This is a genomic window from Ralstonia sp. A12 (assembly GCF_000801955.1).
Taxonomy (GTDB): domain Bacteria; phylum Pseudomonadota; class Gammaproteobacteria; order Burkholderiales; family Burkholderiaceae; genus Ralstonia.
This window is the reverse complement of sequence record NZ_JSZO01000001.1, coordinates 431,903-453,854: the sequence shown is the minus strand read 5'-3', so window position 1 is coordinate 453,854 and position 21,952 is coordinate 431,903. Positions and strand designations below refer to the sequence as shown.

Sequence of the window (21,952 nt, the reverse complement as noted above, 5' to 3'; positions counted from 1 at the left end):
TTGTCGGCGCACGCAGCGCACAAGGACCCAGGCCGCAGTGTCGAGATACGAAGTCAAGCAGACGAACCAACACATGAAGCCAATCTGGATAGTCGACGACGATCAATCCATCCGCTGGGTCCTTGAAAAAGCACTGGCGCGCGAGAGCTTGCTGTCGCGCAGTTTCACCAACGCGCGCGATGCACTCAACGCGTTGGATGAAGAAACGCCGCAGGTGCTGATTTCAGACGTGCGCATGCCGGGCGGCTCGGGGCTGGACCTGCTGCAGGCCATCAAGGCCAAGCATCCGGGGTTGCCGGTCATCATCATGACCGCGTATTCCGACCTGGACAGCGCCGTGGCGGCGTTCCAGGGCGGTGCCTTTGAATACCTCGCCAAGCCGTTCGACGTGGATCGCGCGGTCGAGCTGATCCGCCGCGCGCTGGAAGAAAGCCTGCGCGAGGAAGAGATCGACGATCGCCTGGGCGATGCACCCGAGATTCTCGGCCAGGCGCCGGCCATGCAGGACGTGTTCCGCGCCATCGGCCGCCTGTCGCAGTCGAACGTGACGGTGCTGATCACCGGGGAGTCTGGTACGGGTAAGGAGTTGGTGGCGCGCGCGTTGCACAAGCACAGCCCACGCGCGAGCGGCCCGTTCATCGCCCTGAATACGGCGGCCATCCCGAAAGACTTGCTGGAATCCGAGCTGTTTGGTCATGAGCGTGGTGCCTTTACCGGAGCGCAGACCATGCGCCGCGGCCGCTTTGAGCAGGCCGAGGGCGGCACGCTGTTCCTCGATGAAATCGGCGACATGCCGTTCGACCTGCAGACGCGCTTGTTGCGTGTGCTGTCGGATGGGCACTTCTACCGCGTGGGCGGACATAACCCGCTCAAGGCCAACGTGCGCGTGATTGCCGCCACGCACCAGAATCTCGAAACGCGCGTCAAGGACGGCCTGTTCCGCGAGGACTTGTTCCACCGTCTGAACGTCATCCGCCTGCGTTTGCCGGCGCTGCGTGAGCGCCCGGAAGACATCACGCTGCTGGCGCGCCATTTCCTGCAAAAGAGTGCCAAGGAACTGGGTGTCGAGCCCAAGCGCATGTCGGACGAGGCGCTCGCACACGTCGCTACGCTGCCGTTCCCGGGCAACGTGCGTCAGCTTGAGAACCTGTGCAACTGGCTGACCGTGATGGCGCCGGCGCAGACCATCGAAATCAAGGATTTGCCGTACGACCTCGTGCGCGGCAGCGCGCAGGCGTTGCCGGCGGCGGGCGATGCGGGGGGCGTGCGGCCGGTGTTTGTCGGCGAGCCTTCGTATGGTGGCGAGCCGTATGGCGCGGGGCTGTCTAGCGATACGTTGGCAGCGACCACCGCTGCAGGCGCTTCGGTTTCGGCGGGTTGGGAGCGCGCGCTCGCGGGCGAGGCCAAAGCCATGCTGGAAGCCGGCCAGCCCGAGGTCATGGATGCCCTCACGCGCCGGTTCGAAAAGGCCATCCTCGAAGCTGCGCTTGGGGTCACGCGCGGGCGCCGTGTGGAAGCGGCAACGCGCCTGGGCATCGGTCGGAACACGATCACACGCAAATTGCAGGAGCTCGGCTTCGACTGACGCGCTGTCAGCAAAGCCGGCCCCACCGAATATCGTCGAGCTTGGCGATTGGGATTGGGCGGATTTCCGAAAGGGAGTCCGCCCTCTTTTTTTGGGGGGGCGCTTAGTGCAGATGGTGCTTCAGGCGCGAGAGCTCGTCGTGCGTGCGCATGACGGCGGCGTGCACGCTGTGGTCAATCTTGCCGGCGCTTCGGCATGCCATCTTGGCGCGGTCGGAGGCGGCCTCCAACTGATCAACGGCCTGTACGAGTGCCTGCGTGTCCTGGGTGTTTTCGAGCCGGGCGTGGCATTCGCGAGCTTGTTCATCCAACTGCTCGACTGAATGCTTGAGCGCGTCGGGCACGCCGTGCTGTGACATGCACAACTGAGAGAGTTCGGCGATGGTGTGCTCGGCGTGCTCGAGTCGCTGTCGTATTTTCTGGGTTTGCATGAGAGGCTCCTATCGGATGGAGATCGGATGGGAAGGGCGCGCCGCATGCTACGGATACGCCTCGCGCACCACGATGAGGCGTGTGCGTGACACAAATCGGTGCGGCGCACTAACGTGGCGCAAACAGCGTGCCGCGTGCGCGCACCGATACGTGAGAGGAGTTGGGGGAAACTGAGAAACGGCTGACGGCCGCCCGCCGCTGCTCGGGCCGGCGGCCGTGTCGTCAGCCGCGCGGGGCGGGAAGCGCGGGCGCGCGTGCCCCAAGAATGCGCTCGGCCACTTCTGCAAAACCGCCGCCGCCTTCGGCCACAGTCAGGTAGGCCGGCGGCATGGGCAGCGTGTCGATCACCTCCACCACATTGGCCACACCGACCGAGAGTGGGAAGAACTCGAACATCGCTGCATCGTTGGCGGAGTCGCCCACGAACACCCAGCGCTCGCGTTCGTCATGCAGGTCGGTGCCGAAGGCGCGGCGGGCGAGTGCCACGCTGGCGCTCAACTTGTCATGCCTGCCAAACCAGCCGTTGACGTGGATCGAGCTGACGGTCGCATGCATGCCGTGCGTGCGCATGATGTCGACGATGTGCTGCACCGCGTTCTGCGGCAGCGGCGGGACTTGTTCGGCATGATCGACGGCCAGGTCGGCCGCGTGCCAGGCCTGGTCGGTCGCCAACGCTGAGCCTGGCACCGCACGCATGACTTCCGCACCGATTTCGCGGATGCGTTCGAGGTTGCGCGCGCGCGTTTGCGCGTCGTCGACGAAATCGGTGGTCAGGTGCCCGCGTGAATCGATGCGCATGGCAAACGCGCCGTTCTCACCAATCACGGCATCGACCGGCCACAACCGCGTAATGACTTCGCACCAGGCAATCGAGCGGCCGGTGACCGGTACGACCTTGATGCCCGCGCGGTGCAGCCGCTCCAGCGCCGAGTACGCCTGGGCCGGCAGCTTGCCGCGCGTCGTGAGCGTGCCGTCCACGTCGGTAAACACGCCGGTGATATTGCGCAGCGCATCATCCGAGAGTTGGTGCAAGGCCAACGGAATGCGCCGGGCTGCAATCACCGGGGTGGATTCAGGTGCGGAATCGGGCGAACCGGCAGAGGCGGACGGGGTGGAGGAGGTCGGCGGAGCGAGCATGCTGCGTGTGCAAAAAAGGGATGGCTTCAATCCATTCTAACGGCCGTTGCAAGTCAAACCTTGGAGGGAACTCCCAATTTCTTTATGACAGAAAGACACGTAACATCCCGCTGTCACAAAAATGACCGACCGTGCCTATACAGTCGGCGCGCCGTGGGCGGAGCGAGGGAGCCCGCCGGGTCGAAACCAGGAGAAATAATGTCGATCAAGAAGATTGCGGGGGCGGCGGCAGTGCTGGCCGCGTGTACGTTTGCGCAAGGCGCGTACGCAGTGACGGAAATCCAGTGGTGGCATTCGATGGAAGGCGCCTTGAACGACAAGGTGAACGAGATCGCCACCAAGTTCAACGCCAGTCAGTCTGACTACAAGATCGTGCCGGTCTACAAGGGCCAGTACGACGAATCGCTGGCGGCGGGCATTGCGGCCTTCCGTGCCGGCAATGCGCCGGCCATCCTGCAGGTGTTCGAAGTGGGTACTGCCACGATGATGAACGCCAAGGGCGCCATCGTGCCAGTGGCCAAGATCATGAAGGACGCCGGTGAGAAGTTCGACCCGAAGGCCTACGTGCCGGCGGTGGCGGGCTACTACACGTCAAATAAGGGCGAGATGCTGTCGTTCCCGTTCAACAGCTCGACGACGATCATGTATTACAACAAGGACGCCTTCAAGAAGGCCGGCCTTGATCCGAACAAGCCGCCCGCAACGTGGCAGGAAGTCGCCATCGATGCGGCCAAGCTGAAGGCTGCCGGCGTGCCGTGCGGCTACACGACCGACTGGCAGTCGTGGGTGCATCTGGAGAGCTTCTCGGCCTGGCACAACGTGTCGTTCGCGACCGAGAACAACGGCTTCGGTGGCCCGAAGGCGCGCCTGAATTTCAATGGCCCGGTGCAGATCAAGCACATCGAGAACCTGCTCGACATGCAGAAGAAGGGCTACTTCACCTACGCCGGCCGCAAGGACGAGCCAAAGGCGAAGTTCATCGCCGGTGAGTGCGCCATGCACACGGGTTCGTCGGCGGCGCTGGCGAACATCCGCAAGAGCGTGGGCACCAAGTTCGCCTTCAGCCCGGCACCGCTGCCGTACGAGGCCGGTGTGCCCGGCGCACCGCAGAACACCATCATCGGCGGCGCGTCGCTGTGGGTGATGGGCGGTCATAAGGCCGAGGAGTACAAGGGCGTTGCCAAGTTCTTCACGTTCCTGTCGCGCCCGGATATCCAGTCGGACTGGCACCAGGCAACCGGCTATCTGCCTGTGACGATGGAAGCGTATGAGCTGACGAAGAAGTCGGGCTTCTATGACAAGAACCCGGGCGCCGACGTGGCCGTCAAGCAGATGATCGTCAAGACGACCGACAAGTCGCGTGGCATCCGTCTGGGCAACTTCCCGCAGATTCGTCAGGTGATCGACGAAGAGCTGGAGTCCGTCTGGGCCGGCAAGAAGCAGCCGAAGGAAGCGCTGGATTCGGCCGTGGCTCGCGGCAATGAGCTGCTCGTCCGCTTCGAGAAGACCGTCAAGGAATAAGCGCGACACTGCGCTCGTCGTCAACCGCCGGCCTTGTGCACTTGCACCGGCCGGCGGTGCGTTTTTGGAATGTCGCATGGAAAAACGCGTTGTTTTCCGATCGCGCTGGCTGCCCTATGTGCTGGTGGCCCCGCAGATCATCATCACTCTGGTGTTCTTCTTCTGGCCGGCAGGGCAGGCGCTGTATCAATCGCTGCTGCGTCAGGACGCCTTTGGCATCAACCTCGAATTCGTGGGGCTGGAGAACTTTCGTGATCTCTTTGCCGATCCAACCTATCTCGGATCGTTCAAGACCACGGCGGTATTCGCCATCGGCGTAGCGCTTGTCGGTCTGGGCACCTCGTTGGCGCTGGCGTACTTTGCCGATCGCGCATTGCGTGGCGCCACGTTCTACAAGACCTTCCTGATCTGGCCGTACGCGATTGCGCCGGCCGTGGCAGGCGTGCTGTGGAGCTTCCTGTTCAACCCGACACTGGGCATCGTGTCCTTCGTCATCCACAAGATGGGTGTGGAGTGGAACTACGTGCTCAATGGCGAGCAGGCGCTGTTCCTGGTCGTCATCATCGCGGCGTGGAAGCAGATCAGCTACAACTTCCTGTTCTTCCTGGCGGGGCTGCAGAGCATTCCCAAATCGCTGATCGAAGCGGCCGCCATTGACGGTGCCGGGCCGTGGAAGCGCTTCTGGTCGATCGTCTTCCCGCTGCTGTCGCCCACCACGTTCTTCCTGATGGTGGTGAACGTGGTGTACGCGTTCTTCGATACCTTCGCCATCATCGATTCGGTCACGCAGGGCGGGCCGTTCAAAGCCACTGAGACGCTGGTCTTCAAGGTGTATCAGGACGGCGTGCGTGGGCTCGACATCGGTGGTTCAGCGGCGCAGTCGGTGATCCTGATGGGTCTGGTGATCGTACTGACGATCGTCCAGTTCCGCTATGTTGAACGCAAAGTCCAATACTAAAAGGAGGGCATGGAACCATGATTGAACGCCGTCCATTCCTGGACTTCCTCACCCACGTCGTGCTGATTCTCGGTGTGATCGTCGTGGCGTTTCCGGTGTATGTGGTTTTCGTCGCGTCGTCGCTGACGACCGAGCAGGTGCTGCAGGCGCCGATGACACTGATTCCCGGTCCGCACCTGATCGAGAACTACCGCACGGTGCTCACGCAGGGCATGGGCAACTCGGCCACACCGGTCGGCACCATGCTGATGAACAGCCTGATCATGGCGCTGGGCATCTCGCTCGGGAAGATCGCAATCTCCATCATCTCGGCCTTCGCGATCGTCTATTTCAAGTTCCCGCTGCGCAAGACGTTCTTCTGGCTGATCTTCGTCACGCTGATGCTGCCGGTGGAGGTGCGGATTCTGCCCACGTACAAGGTAGTGTCGGATCTTGGCATGCTGAACAGCTACGCTGGCATGACGATCCCGATCATCGCGTCGGCCACGGCCACGTTCCTGTTCCGGCAGTTCTTCCTGACCATTCCGGATGAGCTGGCAGAAGCCGCGCGCATTGATGGCGCCGGGCCGCTCAAGTTCTTCTGGGACGTGGTGCTGCCGCTTTCGCGTACCAGCATCGCGGCGCTGTTCGTGATTCAGTTCATCTACGGCTGGAACCAGTATCTCTGGCCGCTGCTGATCACGACCGAGAAGAACATGACCCCCATCGTGCTGGGCGTGACCCAGATGATCTCCCGCTCCGGCGATTCCGCCACCGACTGGAACCTGCTGATGGCCACTGTGATGCTGGCCATGCTGCCGCCCGCAGCAATCGTGATTGGCATGCAGCGGTGGTTCGTGAAGGGCCTGGTGGAAACTGAAAAGTAAGCGAAAAGCAAAAGACACATCGCAATGGCAAAACTGTCTCTACGCAACGTCCAAAAGCACTACGCCAACCTCCAGGTCGTGCACGGCATCGACATGGAAATCGGCGATGGGGAATTCATCGTCATCGTCGGCCCGTCGGGCTGCGGCAAATCCACGCTGCTGCGCATGGTGGCGGGCCTGGAGCCCATCACCGGCGGCGAGGTGTGGATTGGTGAGCGCGTCGTCAACGAACTGGAACCCGCCGAGCGCGATATCGCGATGGTGTTCCAGAACTACGCGCTGTATCCGCACATGAGCGTGTTCGACAACATGGCCTACGGCCTGAAGATTCGCGGCCTGCCCAAGAGCGACATTCAGGCACGCGTGGAACAGGCTGCGGGCATTCTCGAACTCGGCAAGCTGCTCGATCGCAAACCGCGTCAGCTCTCGGGTGGTCAGCGTCAGCGTGTGGCCATGGGCCGCGCGATCGTGCGTGAGCCTGCTGTATTCCTGTTTGACGAGCCGCTCTCTAACCTGGATGCCAAGCTGCGCGTGCAGATGCGCCTGGAGCTGAAGGATCTGCATCGCCGCCTGCGTACCACCAGCCTGTATGTGACGCACGATCAGGTCGAAGCCATGACGTTGGCCGATCGCATGATGGTGCTCAACGGCGGCCGGGTTGAGCAGATCGGCACCCCGCTTGAGGTGTACTCGCGCCCCGCGAGCACGTTTGTGGCCAGCTTCATCGGCTCGCCGCCGATGAACCTCGTGCCAGTGTCGCGTCATGCGGGTGAGGGCGCGCAGATCCGAGTGGATGGCGCGAAGGAAGGCGATGCTGCGGCCACACTCGGCCACCTACCGATGAGCCTGCACTTGCCGGAGCGCGCTCTGATGGGTTTGCGCCCCGAGCACATCGAGCCGTGTTCGGCCGATCAAGCCATCGCCTTTGTCGACGTGCGCGTGGTCGAAGCCCTTGGCGCTGATGCGTTTGCGTACGGCGCGCTGGCCGGTCATCCGGTCGTCGTTCGCCTGGAGCCGCACGCCGGCGTGAAGGCTGGCGATAAGTTGCCTATCACCACCTCCGCCGAGCACCTGCACTGGTTCGATCCGCAGACCACACGCCGCATCGAGGCGCTGGCATGAGCGACGCACGCACCTTGCCGGCTTGGCCGTATCCGCGTGCCATTGCACACCGGGGCGCGGGCAAGTTGGCGCCGGAGAACACGCTGGCCGCTTTCCGCCACGGCGCCTCGTTCGGCTATCGCATGTTCGAGTTCGACGTGAAGCTCTCGGGCGACGGCGTGTCCGTGCTGCTGCACGACGCCACGCTCGATCGCACCACGAACGGCCACGGCCGCCTCGACGCGCTCACGCTGGGCCAGATCGCGCAACTGGATGCCGGTAGCTGGCACAGCCCCGCCTACGCCGGTGAGCCCGTGCCCACGTTGGCGGCCATCGCCCGCTACCTGCGTGCCAACAACTTCCTCGCCAACATCGAGATCAAGCCCGTGCCCGGCGCGGAATGGCGCACGGGCGCAGCGGTGGCGCTGGATGCCCGCACGCTGTGGGATGGCGCCGATGTGCCGCCGCTGCTGTCGTCGTTCTCGGAAGAGGCGCTGGCCGCCGCGCGGGAAGCCGTACCGGAATTGCCGCGCGCGCTGCTGCTCGACAAGCTGCCGGCCGACTGGCTTGATCGCCTGCGTGCTCTCGACTGTGTTGCGCTCGACGCCAACCATCGTGAACTCACGCCCGAAATCATTGCCGAGGCACACGCCGCCGGCTTCCGCGTTTGCTGCTATACCGTCAACGATATCGATCGCGCGCATCTGCTGTGGGGCGCCGGCCTGGACGGCTTGATCACCGATTGGGTCGATCGAATTTCACCCGCCGGAATGTGATGAAAACGGTTCTTTGACGTAGCAAAACAACGCGCCGTTGTCACGTCAAAGAATCTGAATATTGCTTATAAACGTGCTATGCTTCCCGCCCGTGAAGACTTAGGTCCTTCCCGCACAACTTGTCTGTAAAAGCTGTCTCGGTACCTCCTTTCTGCCATGCGCGATCCGGTCCGATCAGGTGATTTCAGGCGATTTAGTTTGCGATCCGCTAACCGGTCAAGCCGTGTCGCGGAAGGTTGATGAACCCGCTGAACTCCGGCAGACCCGGAGAAAAGTGAGCGCCCCATGACTGAGCTGTATAAGCAGTACCTGGACACTTCGTACCTGTCCGGCGGCAACGCCGCCTACGTTGAAGATCAGTACGAAGCGTACCTTCAAGATCCCACGTCCGTTAGCGAGGCCCTGCGCGCGTACTTCGATGCGCTGCAGAACGTCCCCGCCGTCGACGGTTCCAACGCCCGGGATATCGCCCACGCCCCCATCGTTACCTCGTTCGCTGAGCGCGCCAAAGCTGGCCCGATCAAGACGATCGTCGCGTCTGCCGATTCCGATATGGGTCGCAAGCGCGTGGCGGCGACGCAACTGGTCGCGGCATACCGCAACGTGGGCCTGCGTTGGGCCGATCTTGATCCGCTCAAGCGTCAGGAGCGCCCGCCGGTTCCGGATCTGGACCCGGCTTTCTACGGTTTCACCGAAGCCGACCAGGACATCGTTTTCAACGCCAGCAACACGTATTTCGGCAAAGAATCGATGAGCCTGCGCGAGCTGGTCAACAACCTGCGCGAAACGTACTGCGGCTCGATCGGTGCCGAGTTCATGTACATCAGCGACCAGGCGCAGAAGCGCTGGTGGCAAGAGCGTCTGGAAACCATCCGCTCCAAGCCGACGTTCTCGGCTGAAAAGAAAAAGCACATCCTGGAACGCCTGACGGCCGCTGAAGGCCTCGAGCGCTTCCTTCATACCAAGTACGTCGGTCAGAAGCGCTTCTCGCTGGAAGGCGGTGAGAGCTTCATCGCGGCAATGGACGAGCTGATCCAGCATTCCGGCGCCAAGGGCGTGCAGGAAATCGTGATCGGCATGGCCCACCGCGGCCGTCTGAACGTGCTGGTCAACACGCTGGGCAAGATGCCCGCCGACCTGTTTGCCGAATTCGAAGGCAAGCACGTGGACGACCTGCCGGCCGGCGACGTGAAGTACCACAAGGGCTTCTCGAGCGACGTGACCACCCCGGGCGGCCCGGTTCACCTGTCGCTGGCGTTCAACCCGTCGCACCTGGAAATCGTCAACCCGGTTGTGGAAGGCTCGGTCAAGGCGCGCCAAGAGCGTCGCGACGACAAGCACGGCGCGCAAGTGCTGGCTGTGCAAGTGCACGGTGATGCGGCCTTCGCCGGCCAGGGCGTTGTGATGGAAACGCTGAACCTCGCGCAAACGCGTGGTTACGGCACGGGCGGTACGATCCACATCGTCATCAACAACCAGATCGGCTTCACGACGTCGGACCCGCGCGACTCGCGCTCGACGCTGTACTGTACCGACGTCGTCAAGATGATCGAAGCGCCGGTGCTGCACGTGAACGGCGACGATCCGGAAGCCGTTGTCCTGGCCATGCAACTGGCCGTGGACTTCCGCACGGAGTTCCAGAAGGACATCGCCGTCGACATCATCTGCTTCCGCAAGCTCGGCCACAACGAGCAGGACACGCCGGCGATGACGCAGCCGCTGATGTACAAGAAGATCGGTACGCACCCCGGCACGCGCAAGCTGTACGCAGACCGTCTCGTCACGCAAAACACGCTGAAGACCGAAGAGCCGGACGGCCTGGTGCAGGAATTCCGCGCCGCCATGGACGCCGGCAAGCACACGGTTGACCCGGTGCTGTCGAACTTCAAGAACAAGTTCGCGGTGGATTGGCTGCCGTTCCTGAACCGCAAGTGGACGGACTCGGCGGATACCGCTGTGCCGATGGCCGAGCTCAAGCGTCTGGCTGAGCGCATCACCGCCATCCCCGAGCACTTCAAGCTGCACCCGCTGGTTGAAAACGTCGTCAACAACCGCGCCAAGATGGGCAAGGGCGATGTGTCGCTGGACTGGGGTATGGGCGAGCACCTCGCCTTCGCCTCGCTGGTCGCTTCGGGCTACCCGGTGCGCATCACCGGTCAGGATGCTGGCCGCGGTACGTTCACGCACCGCCACGCCGTGCTGCACGACCAGAACCGTGAGCGCTGGGACGCCGGCAGCTACATCCCGCTGCAGAACGTGTCGGAGAGCCAGGCACCGTTCACCGTGATCGACTCGGTGCTGTCCGAAGAAGCCGTGATGGGCTTCGAGTACGGCTACTCGTCGGCCGAGCCGAACACGCTGGTGATCTGGGAAGCCCAGTTCGGTGACTTCGCCAACGGCGCACAGGTTGTGATCGACCAGTTCATCTCGTCGGGTGAAGTGAAGTGGGGCCGCGCCTCGGGCCTGACGCTGATGCTGCCGCACGGCTACGAAGGCCAAGGTCCGGAGCACAGCTCGGCGCGTCTGGAACGCTACCTGCAGCTCTGCGCAGACCACAACATGCAAGTGGTGCAGCCGACCACGCCGGCACAGATCTTCCACCTGCTGCGCCGCCAAATGATCCGGATGTTCCGCAAGCCGCTGATCATCCTGACGCCGAAGTCGCTGCTGCGTAGCAAGGACGCAGTGTCGCCGCTGACCGATCTGGCAAAGGGCCATTTCGAGACGGTGATCGCCGATACGGCAGAAGATCTGAACGCCGCCAAGGTCAAGCGCGTCGTGGCGTGCTCGGGCAAGGTCTACTACGACCTGGTCAACGCTCGCAAGGAACGCGGCCAGACCGACACCGCCATCATCCGTGTGGAACAGCTCTATCCGTTCCCGCACAAGGCGTTTGCGGCCGAGCTGAAGAAGTACCCGAACCTCGCCGAAGTGGTGTGGTGCCAGGACGAACCGCAGAACCAGGGCGCCTGGTTCTTCGTGCAGCACTACATCATGGAGAACATGGCTGAAGGCCAGAAGCTGGGCTATGCAGGCCGTCCGGCTTCGGCATCGCCGGCCGTGGGCTACTACGCCAAGCACAACGAGCAGCAGAAGGCGCTGATCGATGCGTCGTTCTCCAAGCTCAAGGGCTTCGTGCTGACCAAGTAAGCGAGATCAGCTCCAGGGCGGTGGCAATGGCTACCGCCTTGGCGCATCTTCACTCCCGAATAACGCAAACGAATTGAAGCGCTGGCCTGCCTCGCCAAACAGGTTGCAAGGGCAGCGCACACAGAATCCAAGGAACCATCGAAATGGCTATTGTTGATGTCAAGGTCCCGCAGTTTTCCGAGTCCGTCGAAGAGGGCACGCTGATCTCCTGGAAGAAGAAGCCGGGCGAAGCCGTGGCCGTGGACGAAGTCCTGGTCGAAATCGAGACCGACAAGGTTGTGCTGGAAGTGCCGGCTCCGTCGGCTGGCGTGCTGGCTGACGTGCTGGTGGCTGACGGCGCGACCGTCACGTCGGAGCAACTGCTGGCGAAGATCGACACTGAAGGCAAGGCAGGCGCTGCTGCTCCGGCCGCCGCTGCACCGGCAGCTGCAGCTGCTGCCCCCGCACCGGCTGCTGCCGCTCCGGCCGCCGCTGCTGCCACCGGTGGCGTGGCCATGCCGTCGGCTGCCAAGCTGATGGCTGAGAACAACCTGTCGGCTGGCCAAGTGGCCGGCACGGGCCGCGATGGCCGCATCACTAAGGGCGACGTGCTGGGTGCCGTGGCTGGTGGCGCCAAGCCGGCTGCCGCTGCTGCTCCGCAAGCTGCGCGTCCGGCGCTGCAGCAAGTGGCTGCTCCGGTGGACTTCGCTGCCCTGGGCGACCGTCCGGAAGAGCGCGTGCCGATGAGCCGCCTGCGCGCCCGTATCGCCGAGCGTCTGGTGCAGTCGCAATCGACCAACGCCATCCTCACCACCTTCAACGAAGTCAACATGAAGCCGGTGATGGACTTGCGCGCCAAGTTCAAGGACCAGTTCGAGAAGACCCACGGCGTGAAGCTGGGCTTTATGTCGTTCTTCGTGAAGGCGGCTGTCCACGCACTGAAGAAGTACCCGGTCATCAACGCGTCGGTGGACGGCAACGACATCGTCTACCACGGCTACTTCGACATCGGTATCGCTGTCGGCTCGCCGCGTGGCCTGGTGGTGCCCATCCTGCGCAACGCAGATCAGATGAGCCTGGCCGACATCGAGAAGAAGATTGCCGAGTTCGGCCAGAAGGCCAAGGACGGCAAGCTGACGCTGGATGACCTGACCGGCGGTACGTTCTCGATCTCGAACGGCGGTACGTTCGGCTCGATGCTGTCGACCCCGATCATCAACCCGCCGCAATCGGCCATTCTGGGCGTGCACGCCACGAAGGACCGCGCTGTGGTGGAAAACGGCGAGATCGTCATCCGCCCGATGAACTACCTGGCCATGTCCTACGACCACCGCATCATCGACGGCCGCGAAGCCGTGCTGGGCCTGGTGGCGATGAAGGAAGCGCTGGAAGACCCGGCCCGCCTGCTGCTGGACCTGTAAGCCTGCCCACGGTCCTACTGCGCGACCCGATCTTGGCCCTGCGATGCTCGCCGTACCCGTGTACGGCTGCCGATTTTGGCAAATTCGTCGGACTAACCTCGGGCCGCTCGCTACGGACCGTGAGCAGGTTTAAACCGCTAGGAATGACGGACTAAAGGATTTCTCCATGAGCAAAGAATTTGACGTGCTGGTGATCGGCGCCGGCCCTGGCGGCTACATCGCCGCCATCCGCGCTGGCCAACTGGGCCTGAACGTGGCCTGCTGCGAAGGCAACGCCTACGACGATCCGAAGAGCGAGCCGCGTCTGGGCGGCACGTGCCTGAACGTGGGCTGCATTCCGTCGAAGGCGCTGTTGGCTTCGTCGGAAGAGTTCGAGAACGTGAACCACCACCTGGCCGACCACGGCATCACGGTGGATGGCGCCCGCGTCGATGTGGCCAAGATGCTCAAGCGCAAGGACGACATCGTCGGCAAGATGACCAAGGGCATCGAGTTCCTGTTCCGCAAGAACAAGGTGACGCTGCTCAAGGGCTACGGCAAGTTCGTCGGCAAGACTGACGCTGGCTACCAAGTGGAAGTTGCGGGCAAGGCTGGTACGGAAGTCGTGACCGCCAAGCACGTGATCATCGCCACGGGCTCGAAGGCTCGCCATCTGCCGAACGTGCCGGTCGACAACGTGATTGTTGCCGACAACGAAGGCGCACTGAAGTTTGGCGAAGTGCCGAAGAAGCTGGGTGTGATCGGCGCTGGCGTGATCGGTCTGGAGCTGGGCTCGGTGTGGCGCCGTCTGGGTTCGGAAGTGACGATTCTCGAAGCGCTGCCGAGCTTCCTCGGTGCGGCTGACGAATCGGTTGCCAAGGAAGCCAACAAGCTGCTGACCAAGCAAGGCCTGAAGATCAACGTCGGCGTGAAGGTTGGCGAGATCGAGTCGTCGGCCAAGGGTGTGAAGGTCAACTACACCGACGCTGCCGGCGCTGCCCAAGTGCTGGAGTGCGACAAGCTGATCGTGTCGATCGGTCGCGTGCCGAACACCGACAACCTGGGTCTGGAAGCGATTGGCCTGGCAGCGGATCAGCGTGGCTTTATCGAGGTGGACGACCACTGCGCAACCAAGCTGCCGAACCTGTGGGCGATCGGTGACGTGGTGCGTGGCCCGATGCTGGCGCACAAGGCCGAAGACGAAGGCGTGGCCGTGGCCGAGCGCATCGTCGGCCAGAAGCCGCACATCGACTACAACTGCATTCCGTGGGTGATCTACACCTTCCCGGAAATCGCTTGGGTCGGCAAGACGGAACAGCAGCTCAAGGCTGAAGGCCGCGAAACCAAGGCTGGCCAGTTCCCGTTCATGGCCAACGGCCGAGCACTGGGCATGGGCGCGTCCGACGGCTTCGTCAAGATCATCGCCGATGCGAAGACCGACGAGATCCTGGGCGTGCACATCGTGGCGGCCAACGCGTCGGATCTGGTTGCCGAAGCCGTGGTGGCGATGGAGTTCAAGGCTGCGGCTGAAGACATCGGCCGTATCTGCCACCCGCACCCGTCGATGTCGGAAGTGATGCGCGAAGCTGCGCTGGCTGTCGACAAGCGTCAGCTCAATATGTAATCGCGAGCCGCAAGGCAAGCACGATGCCCGGCTATCCACAAGATGCCGGGCATCAGTCCATTTGGGCCCGCAAACGGCGGCCCGCATGCAGAAGAACGTGCAGATGAACGTCCAGGAAACCTACCTACAGGAACTGAAGGCGCGCGGCTATCAGCCCGACGAAGCGCAACAACGCGCCGTCGATCGCCTGCAGCAGTGCTACGACGAATGGGTGGCTTACAAGGCCCGCCGCTCGAGCGCGCTGCGCAAGATGCTCGTGCACCCTGACTTGCCTCGCGGCGTTTACATGTGGGGCGGGGTGGGGCGCGGCAAGTCGTTCCTGATGGATGCGTTCTATAGCTGCGTGCCGCTGGTACGCAAGACGCGTCTGCACTTTCACGAGTTCATGCGTGAGGTGCATCGCCAGTTGGAAGAGCTGCGCGGCCGTGCTGACCCGCTTGATGAACTGGCGCGCCGCATTGCCAAGCGTTACCGCCTGATCTGCTTTGATGAATTCCACGTCAGCGATGTTGCCGACGCGATGATCCTGCACCGCTTGCTCGATCAGCTCTTCGCCAACGGCGTGCAGTTCGTGATGACGTCTAACTATCGGCCGGACCTGCTGTACCCGGACGGCCTGCACCGTGACCGCGTGCTGCCCGCCATTGCACTGTTGCAGGAGAAGCTCGACATCCTCAACGTGGATGCCGGGGTCGACTATCGCAAGCGCGCGATGGAGCAGGTGCAGGCGTACTACACGCCGCTGGGCGCCAAGGCGAACTCTGCGTTGCGCGATGCATTTGCGGCGGTGGCGGAAGTGCCGGACGAATCGCCGATGCTGCGAATCGAGCACCGTGAAATTCGCGCGGCGCGCAAGGCCGGTGGCGTGGTGTGGTTCGATTTCGCCACGCTGTGCGGCGGCCCGCGCTCGCAGAACGACTATCTGGAAATCGCCTCGCGCTTCCACACCGTCATCCTGGCCGATGTGCCGAAGATGACGCCGCGCATGGCGTCCGAAGCGCGTCGCTTCACGTGGCTGATCGACGTGTTCTACGACCACAAGGTCAAGCTGCTGATGTCGGCCGAAGTGTCGGCAGACGAGCTTTACACCGAAGGCCAGATGGCCGGCGAATTCCAGCGCACGGTGTCGCGCATCGTCGAGATGCAGTCGCGCGAATACCTCGAGGCGCCTCGCCGCGAGGTGGATACGTCGTTGACCTGATCGCCGCCCGCCGCGCTGACGCGCTCAATGCGAAGGCGGCGGATTGCGATGCGAGGATGGCGCGTGCGATGGGCGCAGGCTCGTCGCCCCCAGGAAGTCCTGCGGTAGGCTTTCGTTCTTGCGATTGACGTTGCGGAACGCACCTTCCACCAGCATCGGGGCGATGTTGCTCACGTCCGTTTGCGAGGCGATGGCCACGTCCTCGGCAAAACCGCGTTCGCACAGTTCGCGGCCCGACACCGAATCCAGCAGCCACGCTTTCATCATTCCGGTCTGTGATGCTTCCCGATAGATCGCCCGTGCGGCGAGTGCTTCGGGCGACAGCGCCTGCGGCAAGAAGCCCGCAACCGTCTCCGACAGGTGATGCACGATGGCACCGGCTGCCAGCCAGTCTTCCAGGGCTGGGCGCAGGCTGCCGTCCGCCCAGCGCTCGCCGGATGCCACCACGGCCACGCGGCGGCCCAGTCGCGATGCCGCTTCCGCCACAGCACGCGCGTTGCGCAGGCAGCCGGCAAACGTCGGTGTAGACCCGGTCGCCAGGGCCAGCGTTGCGCCGTTGGGCGAGGGCAGGACCAGATTGCTGCCTACCGGCAACTCCTTCAACGAGGCAGGCGAGAGCGAATAGCCAGGCTGGCTGCGATTGGTGCAGGCCAGCATGGCGCCGGCCCGGCGGGCGAAGACCTCGGCACTGCTGTCGCGCCACGGATACGGGTAGATGCGCGCGCCGCGCCCCACCGCAATGTCCACGCAGGTGCAGAACGACAGCACGTCGACCACGATGACCACGTCGCAATGCGGTGCCAGCGCGGATGCACCGTGCTCGCCCCACTCGCAGTGGATGTTGTACAGGCCGAATTCGGTTGCCATAGGACGCCCTCCTAGTTGCCTGGTCCAGCTAACACTATAGGACGCGGAATCTTTTGCGACAGGGGCGAGGTCGTCCGCGAGTGGCTTGTGCAGCGCTTGGCGTCTTGTTTATTCGCGGTGACGGCTCTTGATGCACATCAAGGGGCATAAGGCAGCGTGTGGCTAGCATTGGCCACATAATGACGACGACCTACGCCCCCACGCTTTCCGCCGCAGACTGCGGCGCGGCCCCGCCACATCTGGCGAGCGAGGCGGAGTCGTCACAAGCGACGTGCTACCACTGCGGCTCCACGCTCGACGCGGCGTCGGTGTTGCGCGGCAACATCGCCGACCAATCCCACACATTTTGCTGTGCCGGTTGCCTGGCGATCGCGCAGACGCTGCATGCCTCCGGCATGGGCCATGTCTATGACGGCCCGATCGCCTTTGCCCGCCCCCTGGACGGCGACAAGCGCGCCGAAGCCGAAGCCGTGTGGGCGACGTACGACCTTCCCGTCATGCGCGAGCGCTTTGTGCGCGCCCGCGCGGATGGCGCAGAGGAGGTTTCGCTCGCGATCACCGGCATGCGCTGTGCCGCATGCGTCTGGCTGATCGAGCGTGCGCTCTCGCGCGTTGCCGGCATCCGCGAAGCCACCGTCAATTACGCTACCGAGCGCGCTCGTCTCGTCTGCGAGCCAGGCGTTGTGCGCCTGTCCGCCGTATTTGCCGCCATTGCGGATGTGGGCTACGAGGCCTGGCTCGACCAACCCTCGGCCCGCCGCACGGCGGAGGCGCGCGAACGCCGCAGCCTGCTGATCCGGCTCGGCATCGCCATGCTCGGGATGATGCAGGTGATGATGTACGCGTGGCCGGTGTATCTGCACGGCAGCGACATCCCCGTCGATCAGACCCGCCTGATGCAGTGGGCAAGCATGGTGCTGACTGTGCCTGTGGTGCTGATTTCCGCTGCGCCCATCTTCCGCAGCGCGTGGCGCCAGGTGCGGCATGCCCACGTCGGCATGGATGTGCCGGTGGCGCTGGGCATTGGCGCGGCGTTCGTTGCCAGCGTGTTCGCCACCGTGCGCGGCCATGGCGAGACGTACTTCGATTCCGTGACGATGTTCGTCGCCTTCCTGCTGGCAGCGCGGTATCTGGAACTGCGCGCGCGGCAGAGTGCCGCATCCGGCGCAGAAGCCCTGGTGCGCCAGTTGCCGGCCACCTGCCGCCGTATCGATGAGGCTTCCGGCGCGGTGGAAACCATCCCCGTTGCGACGCTGTGTGCGGGCGATTGCGTGGAGGTGCGCGCGGGCGAAGTGCTCCCCGCAGACGGCACCATCGAGCGTGGTACCACCGAGATCGACGAATCGCTGCTCTCCGGTGAGAGCGTGCCGCGCCAACGCGACGTAGGTGCCGCCGTGCTTGCCGGCAGCTACAACGTGGCCAGTGCCATCCGCGTGCGCGTGGGCCGCGTCGGCACGCAGACGCGTCTGGCCGCCATCGTTGAATTGTTGGATCGCGCGCTGACCGACAAGCCTCGCATGGCGGAACTCGCCGATCACGTTGCCGGCCGTTTTGTGGCGGTACTGCTCGGCTGGGCCGTGCTGACAGCAATTGCGTGGTGGTGGATCGATCCGAGCCGCATGTTTGCCGTGACGGTGGCCGTGCTGGTGGTGAGCTGCCCGTGTGCGTTGTCCCTCGCCACGCCGTCTGCGTTGGCGGCGGCCAGCGGTGCATTGGCAAGGCGCGGCGTGCTGGTCACGCGCGGTCATGCCGTCGAAAGTCTGGCCGCGGTGACAGACGTGCTGCTCGACAAGACCGGCACGCTCACCGAAGGGCGCCTGCGCCTGTTGAGCATCGAAACATTTGCGGATGCGGACGCCGAAACCTGCTTGGCGATGGCATGCGCGATGGAGCAATCGGAAAACCATCCGATCGCGCAGTCGTTGCGCGCTGCCACGCGCGATGCATTGCAGTTGCCTGCCGTGGAGCGCGCCACCAACGTGCCGGGGCAGGGTGTGCACGCGGCAATCGACGGGCAGTTGCTGCGCCTGGGTACGCAGTTGTTTGCCGCCACGCAGTACGCAGATCAGCCGATCCAGACCACCCGTTACGGCTATGAAGCGCCGATGGAAGAAGTGCCGCCCGCCGCGGCATGTACCGTGGTCTGGCTTGGCCGTGACGGACATCCACTCGCGCGCTTCACCCTGGCCGATACGCCGCGCGCCGATGCACCTGCCTGCCTAGATGCATTGCGTGCGCAGGGTTTGTGTTTGCATCTGGTGTCGGGTGACGCGCCGGAGACCGTGCGCTGGTGGGCCAACCGGTTGGGCATCGACCACGCGGTCGGCGGCGCCAGCCCGGAAGACAAGCGCGCCTACGTGCAGAAGCTGCAGGCTCGCGGGGCCCGTGTGCTGGCCGTTGGCGACGGCATCAACGATGCGCCTTTGCTTGCGCAGGCACAGGTCTCCATCGCCATCGGAACCGGCGCACCGCTTGCGCAGGCAGGTGCCGACGCGATTCTCACCGAGCCGCGCCTGTCCGCTATCAGCGAGGCGGTGGCAATCGGTCGCCGCGCGTTGCGTGTGGTGCGCCAGAACCTCGGCTGGGCCTTTGCCTACAACGCGATCAGCATCCCGCTCGCCACGCTGGGGTGGCTGTCGCCATTGGCCGCGGGCATTGGCATGTCGGTGTCGTCGTTACTGGTGGCGCTCAATGCGTGGCGGCTATCGCATGCCCCACGGCACGTGGTCTAGGAGGCTGCATGGAAACGCTGTTCCTGCTGATTCCGCTGTCGCTGATGCTGGTGATGGCGATCGTCGGTGTGCTGTGGTGGGCCGTCGGCTCGGGCCAGTACGACGATCTGAAGACGCCCGCTGAGTCGATTCTGCTGGACCCGGATACGCCTGTGCGCAACACAAGGCCGCGGGACTGAGCCGCTTAACCCTATTGACCGGGGTGCCTTGATGCACATCAAGACCCCAAGGCCGCCCGATTCTTAACATGACCGCATCAAACCAACACACTCGGGGAGCAAGCATGGAATCGTCCAGCGCGTTGCAGCACACCCAGACCTTCAACTACCGCGTTGTACGCCAGTTCTCGATCATGACGATCGTCTGGGGCATCGTCGGTATGGCGGTCGGTGCGCTGATCGCGGCCCAGTTGATCTGGCCGCAACTGAATTTTGGGGTGCCCTGGCTGACGTATGGCCGGCTGCGTCCGCTGCATACCAACGCAGTCATCTTTGCGTTTGGCGGTAGCGCGCTGTTTGCCACGTCGTACTACATCGTGCAGCGCACCTGCCAGGTGCGTCTGTTCTCCGACGCGCTGGCCGCGTTCACGTTCTGGGGCTGGCAGGCGGTGATCCTGGCCGCCGTCATCACGCTGCCGCTGGGCTACACCAGCTCGAAGGAATACGCTGAACTGGAATGGCCCATCGACATCCTCATCACGCTGGTGTGGGTGGTCTACGCGGTCGTGTTCTTCGGCACCATCATCAAGCGCAAGACCAAGCACATCTACGTGGCCAACTGGTTCTTCGGCGCGTACATCATCACGATTGCGCTGCTGCACATCGTCAACAACGCCGAGCTGCCGGTGACGATGTGGAAGTCGTACTCGGCCTACGCCGGCGTGCAGGATGCGATGGTGCAGTGGTGGTATGGCCATAACGCGGTGGGCTTCTTCCTGACCACCAGCTTCCTGGGGATGATGTACTACTTCGTGCCCAAGCAAGCCGAGCGTCCGATCTATTCGTACCGCCTGTCGATCGTCCACTTCTGGGCGCTGAACTTCACCTACATGTGGGCGGGCCCGCACCACCTGCAATACACCGCGCTGCCCGACTGGGCGCAGTCGCTGGGCATGGTGTTCTCGCTGATTCTGCTGGCGCCATCGTGGGGCGGCATGATCAACGGGATCATGACCCTGTCGGGCGCCTGGCACAAACTGCGTACCGATCCGATCCTGAAGTTCCTGGTGGTGGCGCTGTCGTTCTACGGCATGGCGACGTTCGAGGGTTCGATGATGTCCATCAAGACCGTCAACGCGCTGTCGCACTACACCGACTGGACCATCGGCCACGTGCACTCCGGCGCGCTGGGCTGGGTGGCCATGATCACCATCGGCTCGATGTACTACATGATCCCGCGCCTCTTCGGGCAGCAGAAGATGTACAGCACGCGCTTGATTGAGGTGCACTTCTGGATCGCCACCATCGGCGTGGTGCTCTATATCGCTGCCATGTGGGTCGCCGGCGTGATGCAAGGCCTGATGTGGCGTGCCACCGAGGCTGACGGCACGCTTACCTACAGCTTTGTCGAGGCAGTGAAGGCGACGTACCCGTTCTACATCATCCGTCTGCTGGGTGGCCTGTGCTTCCTGAGCGGGATGCTGCTGATGGCATTCAACGTGATCAAGACCATTCAGGGCAGCAAGGCGGTGGACGCGCCGATTCCTCAACCAGCCCAGGCCCCATTGGTCGCGGCACAGTGAGGAGACGAACATGAGCAACCAATCCAACAAGTTCTTCTCGCACGAAACGCTGGAAAAGAACATCGGCCTGCTGATCGTGATGACGCTGGTCGTCGTCAGCATCGCCGGGCTGGTGCAGATCTTGCCGCTGTTCTTCCAGCACTCGACCACCGAGCCGGTCAAGGGCATCGCGCCGTATTCGCCGCTGCGGCTGGCCGGGCGCGACATCTACATCCGCGAAGGCTGTGTCGGCTGCCACTCGCAGCAGGTGCGCACGCTGCGTGCCGAGACCGAGCGCTACGGCCACTACTCGCTGGCCGGTGAATCGGTGTTCGATCACCCGTTCCTGTGGGGCTCCAAGCGTACGGGTCCGGATCTGGCGCGCGTGGGTCAACGCTATTCGGACGACTGGCATCGCATCCACCTGCGTGATCCGCGCGAGGTGGTGCCGGAATCGAACATGCCGGCCTACGCATGGCTTGCCAAGACGCCGCTCGACAACAGCGACATCGAAAAGAAGATGCACGTGCTGCGCCAACTAGGCGTGCCATACACGGACGCGCAGATTGCCGGTGCACGTGAACAGCTTGCCGGCAAGACCGAAGAAGACGCTGTGGTGGCCTTTCTGCAAGGCCTGGGCGTGGAGCTGCGCAACGTGCGTGAAATGGCTGGCACGCCTGCCGACGAGTCGGCGGCCAGTGTTGCTGCGAAGGAGTAAGCCATGGCCATGCTGAGTGCAATTGCTACAGCGGTTTTCCTGGTGCTGTTCGTGGGGATCAGCTGGTGGGCGTTCTCGGCGCATCGCCGTGAGGCCAATGCGGAATCGGCCATGCTGCCGTTCCTGCTGCCCGATGAAGCCGAGGTCGCCGGCGCACGCGCTAACGCGTCGCGCCCGCATCAATAA

At 63.5% G+C, this 21,952-nt stretch carries 18 protein-coding genes; 15 read left to right on the top strand and 3 right to left on the bottom strand.

Annotated elements, in window-relative coordinates; genetic code table 11:
* The first annotated feature begins 73 nt into the window (after positions 1–73).
* Positions 74–1,585 carry a nitrogen regulation protein NR(I) gene (ntrC, locus tag PI87_RS02095; protein WP_039596013.1) on the top strand — a complete coding sequence of 504 codons (1,512 nt, stop codon included), beginning with the start codon at positions 74–76 and terminating at the stop codon, positions 1,583–1,585.
* Between the two features lie 103 nt (positions 1,586–1,688).
* On the opposite strand, the gene PI87_RS02090 is transcribed toward ntrC, so the two are convergent.
* Both PI87_RS02090 and PI87_RS02085 read right to left on the bottom strand, forming a co-directional pair.
* On the bottom strand, positions 1,689–2,015 hold the full coding sequence (locus PI87_RS02090) for a hypothetical protein (protein ID WP_039596012.1): 327 nt from the start codon (positions 2,013–2,015) through the stop codon (positions 1,689–1,691).
* A gap of 223 nt (positions 2,016–2,238) precedes the next feature.
* Positions 2,239–3,153 carry an HAD family hydrolase gene (locus PI87_RS02085; protein WP_039596011.1) on the bottom strand — a complete coding sequence of 305 codons (915 nt, stop codon included), beginning with the start codon at positions 3,151–3,153 and terminating at the stop codon, positions 2,239–2,241.
* A gap of 198 nt (positions 3,154–3,351) precedes the next feature.
* Here PI87_RS02085 and ugpB point away from each other — a divergent pair, with 198 nt between their 5' ends.
* The 9 genes from ugpB (at position 3,352) to zapE (ending at position 15,729) form a co-directional block, all read left to right on the top strand.
* Complete coding sequence (ugpB, locus tag PI87_RS02080) at positions 3,352–4,674, top strand: sn-glycerol-3-phosphate ABC transporter substrate-binding protein UgpB (protein ID WP_039596010.1); 1,323 nt, start codon at positions 3,352–3,354, stop codon at positions 4,672–4,674.
* 76 nt (positions 4,675–4,750) lie between these two features.
* Positions 4,751–5,632 (top strand): sn-glycerol-3-phosphate ABC transporter permease UgpA, encoded by an 882-nt coding sequence (ugpA, locus tag PI87_RS02075; RefSeq protein ID WP_039596009.1) that lies wholly within the window; start codon positions 4,751–4,753, stop codon positions 5,630–5,632.
* A 17-nt stretch (positions 5,633–5,649) separates the two neighbouring features.
* Entirely contained in the window at positions 5,650–6,498 is an 849-nt protein-coding gene (ugpE, locus tag PI87_RS02070) for a sn-glycerol-3-phosphate ABC transporter permease UgpE (protein WP_039596008.1), read from the top strand.
* Between the two features lie 24 nt (positions 6,499–6,522).
* Complete coding sequence (locus tag PI87_RS02065; protein ID WP_039596007.1) at positions 6,523–7,620, top strand: sn-glycerol-3-phosphate import ATP-binding protein UgpC; 1,098 nt, start codon at positions 6,523–6,525, stop codon at positions 7,618–7,620.
* The gene (ugpQ, locus tag PI87_RS02060; RefSeq protein WP_039596006.1) at positions 7,617–8,375 is read left to right on the top strand and encodes a glycerophosphodiester phosphodiesterase; all 759 of its coding nucleotides are present in this window, start codon (positions 7,617–7,619) and stop codon (positions 8,373–8,375) included. The genes PI87_RS02065 and ugpQ overlap by 4 nt, the downstream gene beginning before the upstream one ends.
* Before the next feature lie 285 nt (positions 8,376–8,660).
* On the top strand, positions 8,661–11,525 hold the full coding sequence (locus PI87_RS02055) for a 2-oxoglutarate dehydrogenase E1 component (RefSeq protein ID WP_052321363.1): 2,865 nt from the start codon (positions 8,661–8,663) through the stop codon (positions 11,523–11,525).
* 143 nt (positions 11,526–11,668) lie between these two features.
* On the top strand, positions 11,669–12,925 hold the full coding sequence (gene odhB, locus PI87_RS02050) for a 2-oxoglutarate dehydrogenase complex dihydrolipoyllysine-residue succinyltransferase (RefSeq protein WP_039596005.1): 1,257 nt from the start codon (positions 11,669–11,671) through the stop codon (positions 12,923–12,925).
* Between the two features lie 166 nt (positions 12,926–13,091).
* Positions 13,092–14,528: a dihydrolipoyl dehydrogenase gene (gene lpdA / locus PI87_RS02045; RefSeq protein WP_039596004.1), complete on the top strand. Its 1,437-nt coding sequence runs from the start codon at positions 13,092–13,094 to the stop codon at positions 14,526–14,528.
* Positions 14,529–14,631: 103 nt separating this feature from the next.
* Positions 14,632–15,729 (top strand): cell division protein ZapE, encoded by a 1,098-nt coding sequence (zapE, locus tag PI87_RS02040; RefSeq protein ID WP_039596434.1) that lies wholly within the window; start codon positions 14,632–14,634, stop codon positions 15,727–15,729.
* Positions 15,730–15,753: 24 nt separating this feature from the next.
* Here the strand turns inward: zapE and PI87_RS02035 are convergent, their stop codons facing one another.
* Positions 15,754–16,596 carry a 2-phosphosulfolactate phosphatase gene (locus PI87_RS02035; RefSeq protein ID WP_039596003.1) on the bottom strand — a complete coding sequence of 281 codons (843 nt, stop codon included), beginning with the start codon at positions 16,594–16,596 and terminating at the stop codon, positions 15,754–15,756.
* Positions 16,597–16,775: 179 nt separating this feature from the next.
* On the opposite strand from PI87_RS02035, the gene PI87_RS02030 reads away from it, so the two are divergent.
* The 5 genes from PI87_RS02030 (at position 16,776) to PI87_RS02010 (ending at position 21,952) form a co-directional block, all read left to right on the top strand.
* A complete protein-coding gene (locus PI87_RS02030) occupies positions 16,776–19,328 on the top strand; it encodes a heavy metal translocating P-type ATPase (RefSeq protein ID WP_039596002.1) in 2,553 nt (850 codons plus the stop codon).
* An 8-nt stretch (positions 19,329–19,336) separates the two neighbouring features.
* Complete coding sequence (gene ccoS / locus PI87_RS02025; protein ID WP_039596001.1) at positions 19,337–19,507, top strand: cbb3-type cytochrome oxidase assembly protein CcoS; 171 nt, start codon at positions 19,337–19,339, stop codon at positions 19,505–19,507.
* Positions 19,508–19,611: 104 nt separating this feature from the next.
* Entirely contained in the window at positions 19,612–21,069 is a 1,458-nt protein-coding gene (ccoN, locus tag PI87_RS02020; RefSeq protein ID WP_039596000.1) for a cytochrome-c oxidase, cbb3-type subunit I, read from the top strand.
* A 10-nt stretch (positions 21,070–21,079) separates the two neighbouring features.
* On the top strand, positions 21,080–21,766 hold the full coding sequence (ccoO, locus tag PI87_RS02015; RefSeq protein ID WP_039595999.1) for a cytochrome-c oxidase, cbb3-type subunit II: 687 nt from the start codon (positions 21,080–21,082) through the stop codon (positions 21,764–21,766).
* Between the two features lie 3 nt (positions 21,767–21,769).
* A complete protein-coding gene (locus PI87_RS02010) occupies positions 21,770–21,952 on the top strand; it encodes a cbb3-type cytochrome oxidase subunit 3 (protein ID WP_039595998.1) in 183 nt (60 codons plus the stop codon).

Coding starts and splice junctions, on each gene's coding strand:
- ntrC (WP_039596013.1), top strand. CDS start 74: ATGAAGCCAATCTGGATAGTCGACGACGATCAATCCATCCGCTGGGTC.
- PI87_RS02090 (WP_039596012.1), bottom strand. CDS start 2,015: ATGCAAACCCAGAAAATACGACAGCGACTCGAGCACGCCGAGCACACC.
- PI87_RS02085 (WP_039596011.1), bottom strand. CDS start 3,153: ATGCTCGCTCCGCCGACCTCCTCCACCCCGTCCGCCTCTGCCGGTTCG.
- ugpB (WP_039596010.1), top strand. CDS start 3,352: ATGTCGATCAAGAAGATTGCGGGGGCGGCGGCAGTGCTGGCCGCGTGT.
- ugpA (WP_039596009.1), top strand. CDS start 4,751: ATGGAAAAACGCGTTGTTTTCCGATCGCGCTGGCTGCCCTATGTGCTG.
- ugpE (WP_039596008.1), top strand. CDS start 5,650: ATGATTGAACGCCGTCCATTCCTGGACTTCCTCACCCACGTCGTGCTG.
- PI87_RS02065 (WP_039596007.1), top strand. CDS start 6,523: ATGGCAAAACTGTCTCTACGCAACGTCCAAAAGCACTACGCCAACCTC.
- ugpQ (WP_039596006.1), top strand. CDS start 7,617: ATGAGCGACGCACGCACCTTGCCGGCTTGGCCGTATCCGCGTGCCATT.
- PI87_RS02055 (WP_052321363.1), top strand. CDS start 8,661: ATGACTGAGCTGTATAAGCAGTACCTGGACACTTCGTACCTGTCCGGC.
- odhB (WP_039596005.1), top strand. CDS start 11,669: ATGGCTATTGTTGATGTCAAGGTCCCGCAGTTTTCCGAGTCCGTCGAA.
- lpdA (WP_039596004.1), top strand. CDS start 13,092: ATGAGCAAAGAATTTGACGTGCTGGTGATCGGCGCCGGCCCTGGCGGC.
- zapE (WP_039596434.1), top strand. CDS start 14,632: ATGAACGTCCAGGAAACCTACCTACAGGAACTGAAGGCGCGCGGCTAT.
- PI87_RS02035 (WP_039596003.1), bottom strand. CDS start 16,596: ATGGCAACCGAATTCGGCCTGTACAACATCCACTGCGAGTGGGGCGAG.
- PI87_RS02030 (WP_039596002.1), top strand. CDS start 16,776: ATGACGACGACCTACGCCCCCACGCTTTCCGCCGCAGACTGCGGCGCG.
- ccoS (WP_039596001.1), top strand. CDS start 19,337: ATGGAAACGCTGTTCCTGCTGATTCCGCTGTCGCTGATGCTGGTGATG.
- ccoN (WP_039596000.1), top strand. CDS start 19,612: ATGGAATCGTCCAGCGCGTTGCAGCACACCCAGACCTTCAACTACCGC.
- ccoO (WP_039595999.1), top strand. CDS start 21,080: ATGAGCAACCAATCCAACAAGTTCTTCTCGCACGAAACGCTGGAAAAG.
- PI87_RS02010 (WP_039595998.1), top strand. CDS start 21,770: ATGGCCATGCTGAGTGCAATTGCTACAGCGGTTTTCCTGGTGCTGTTC.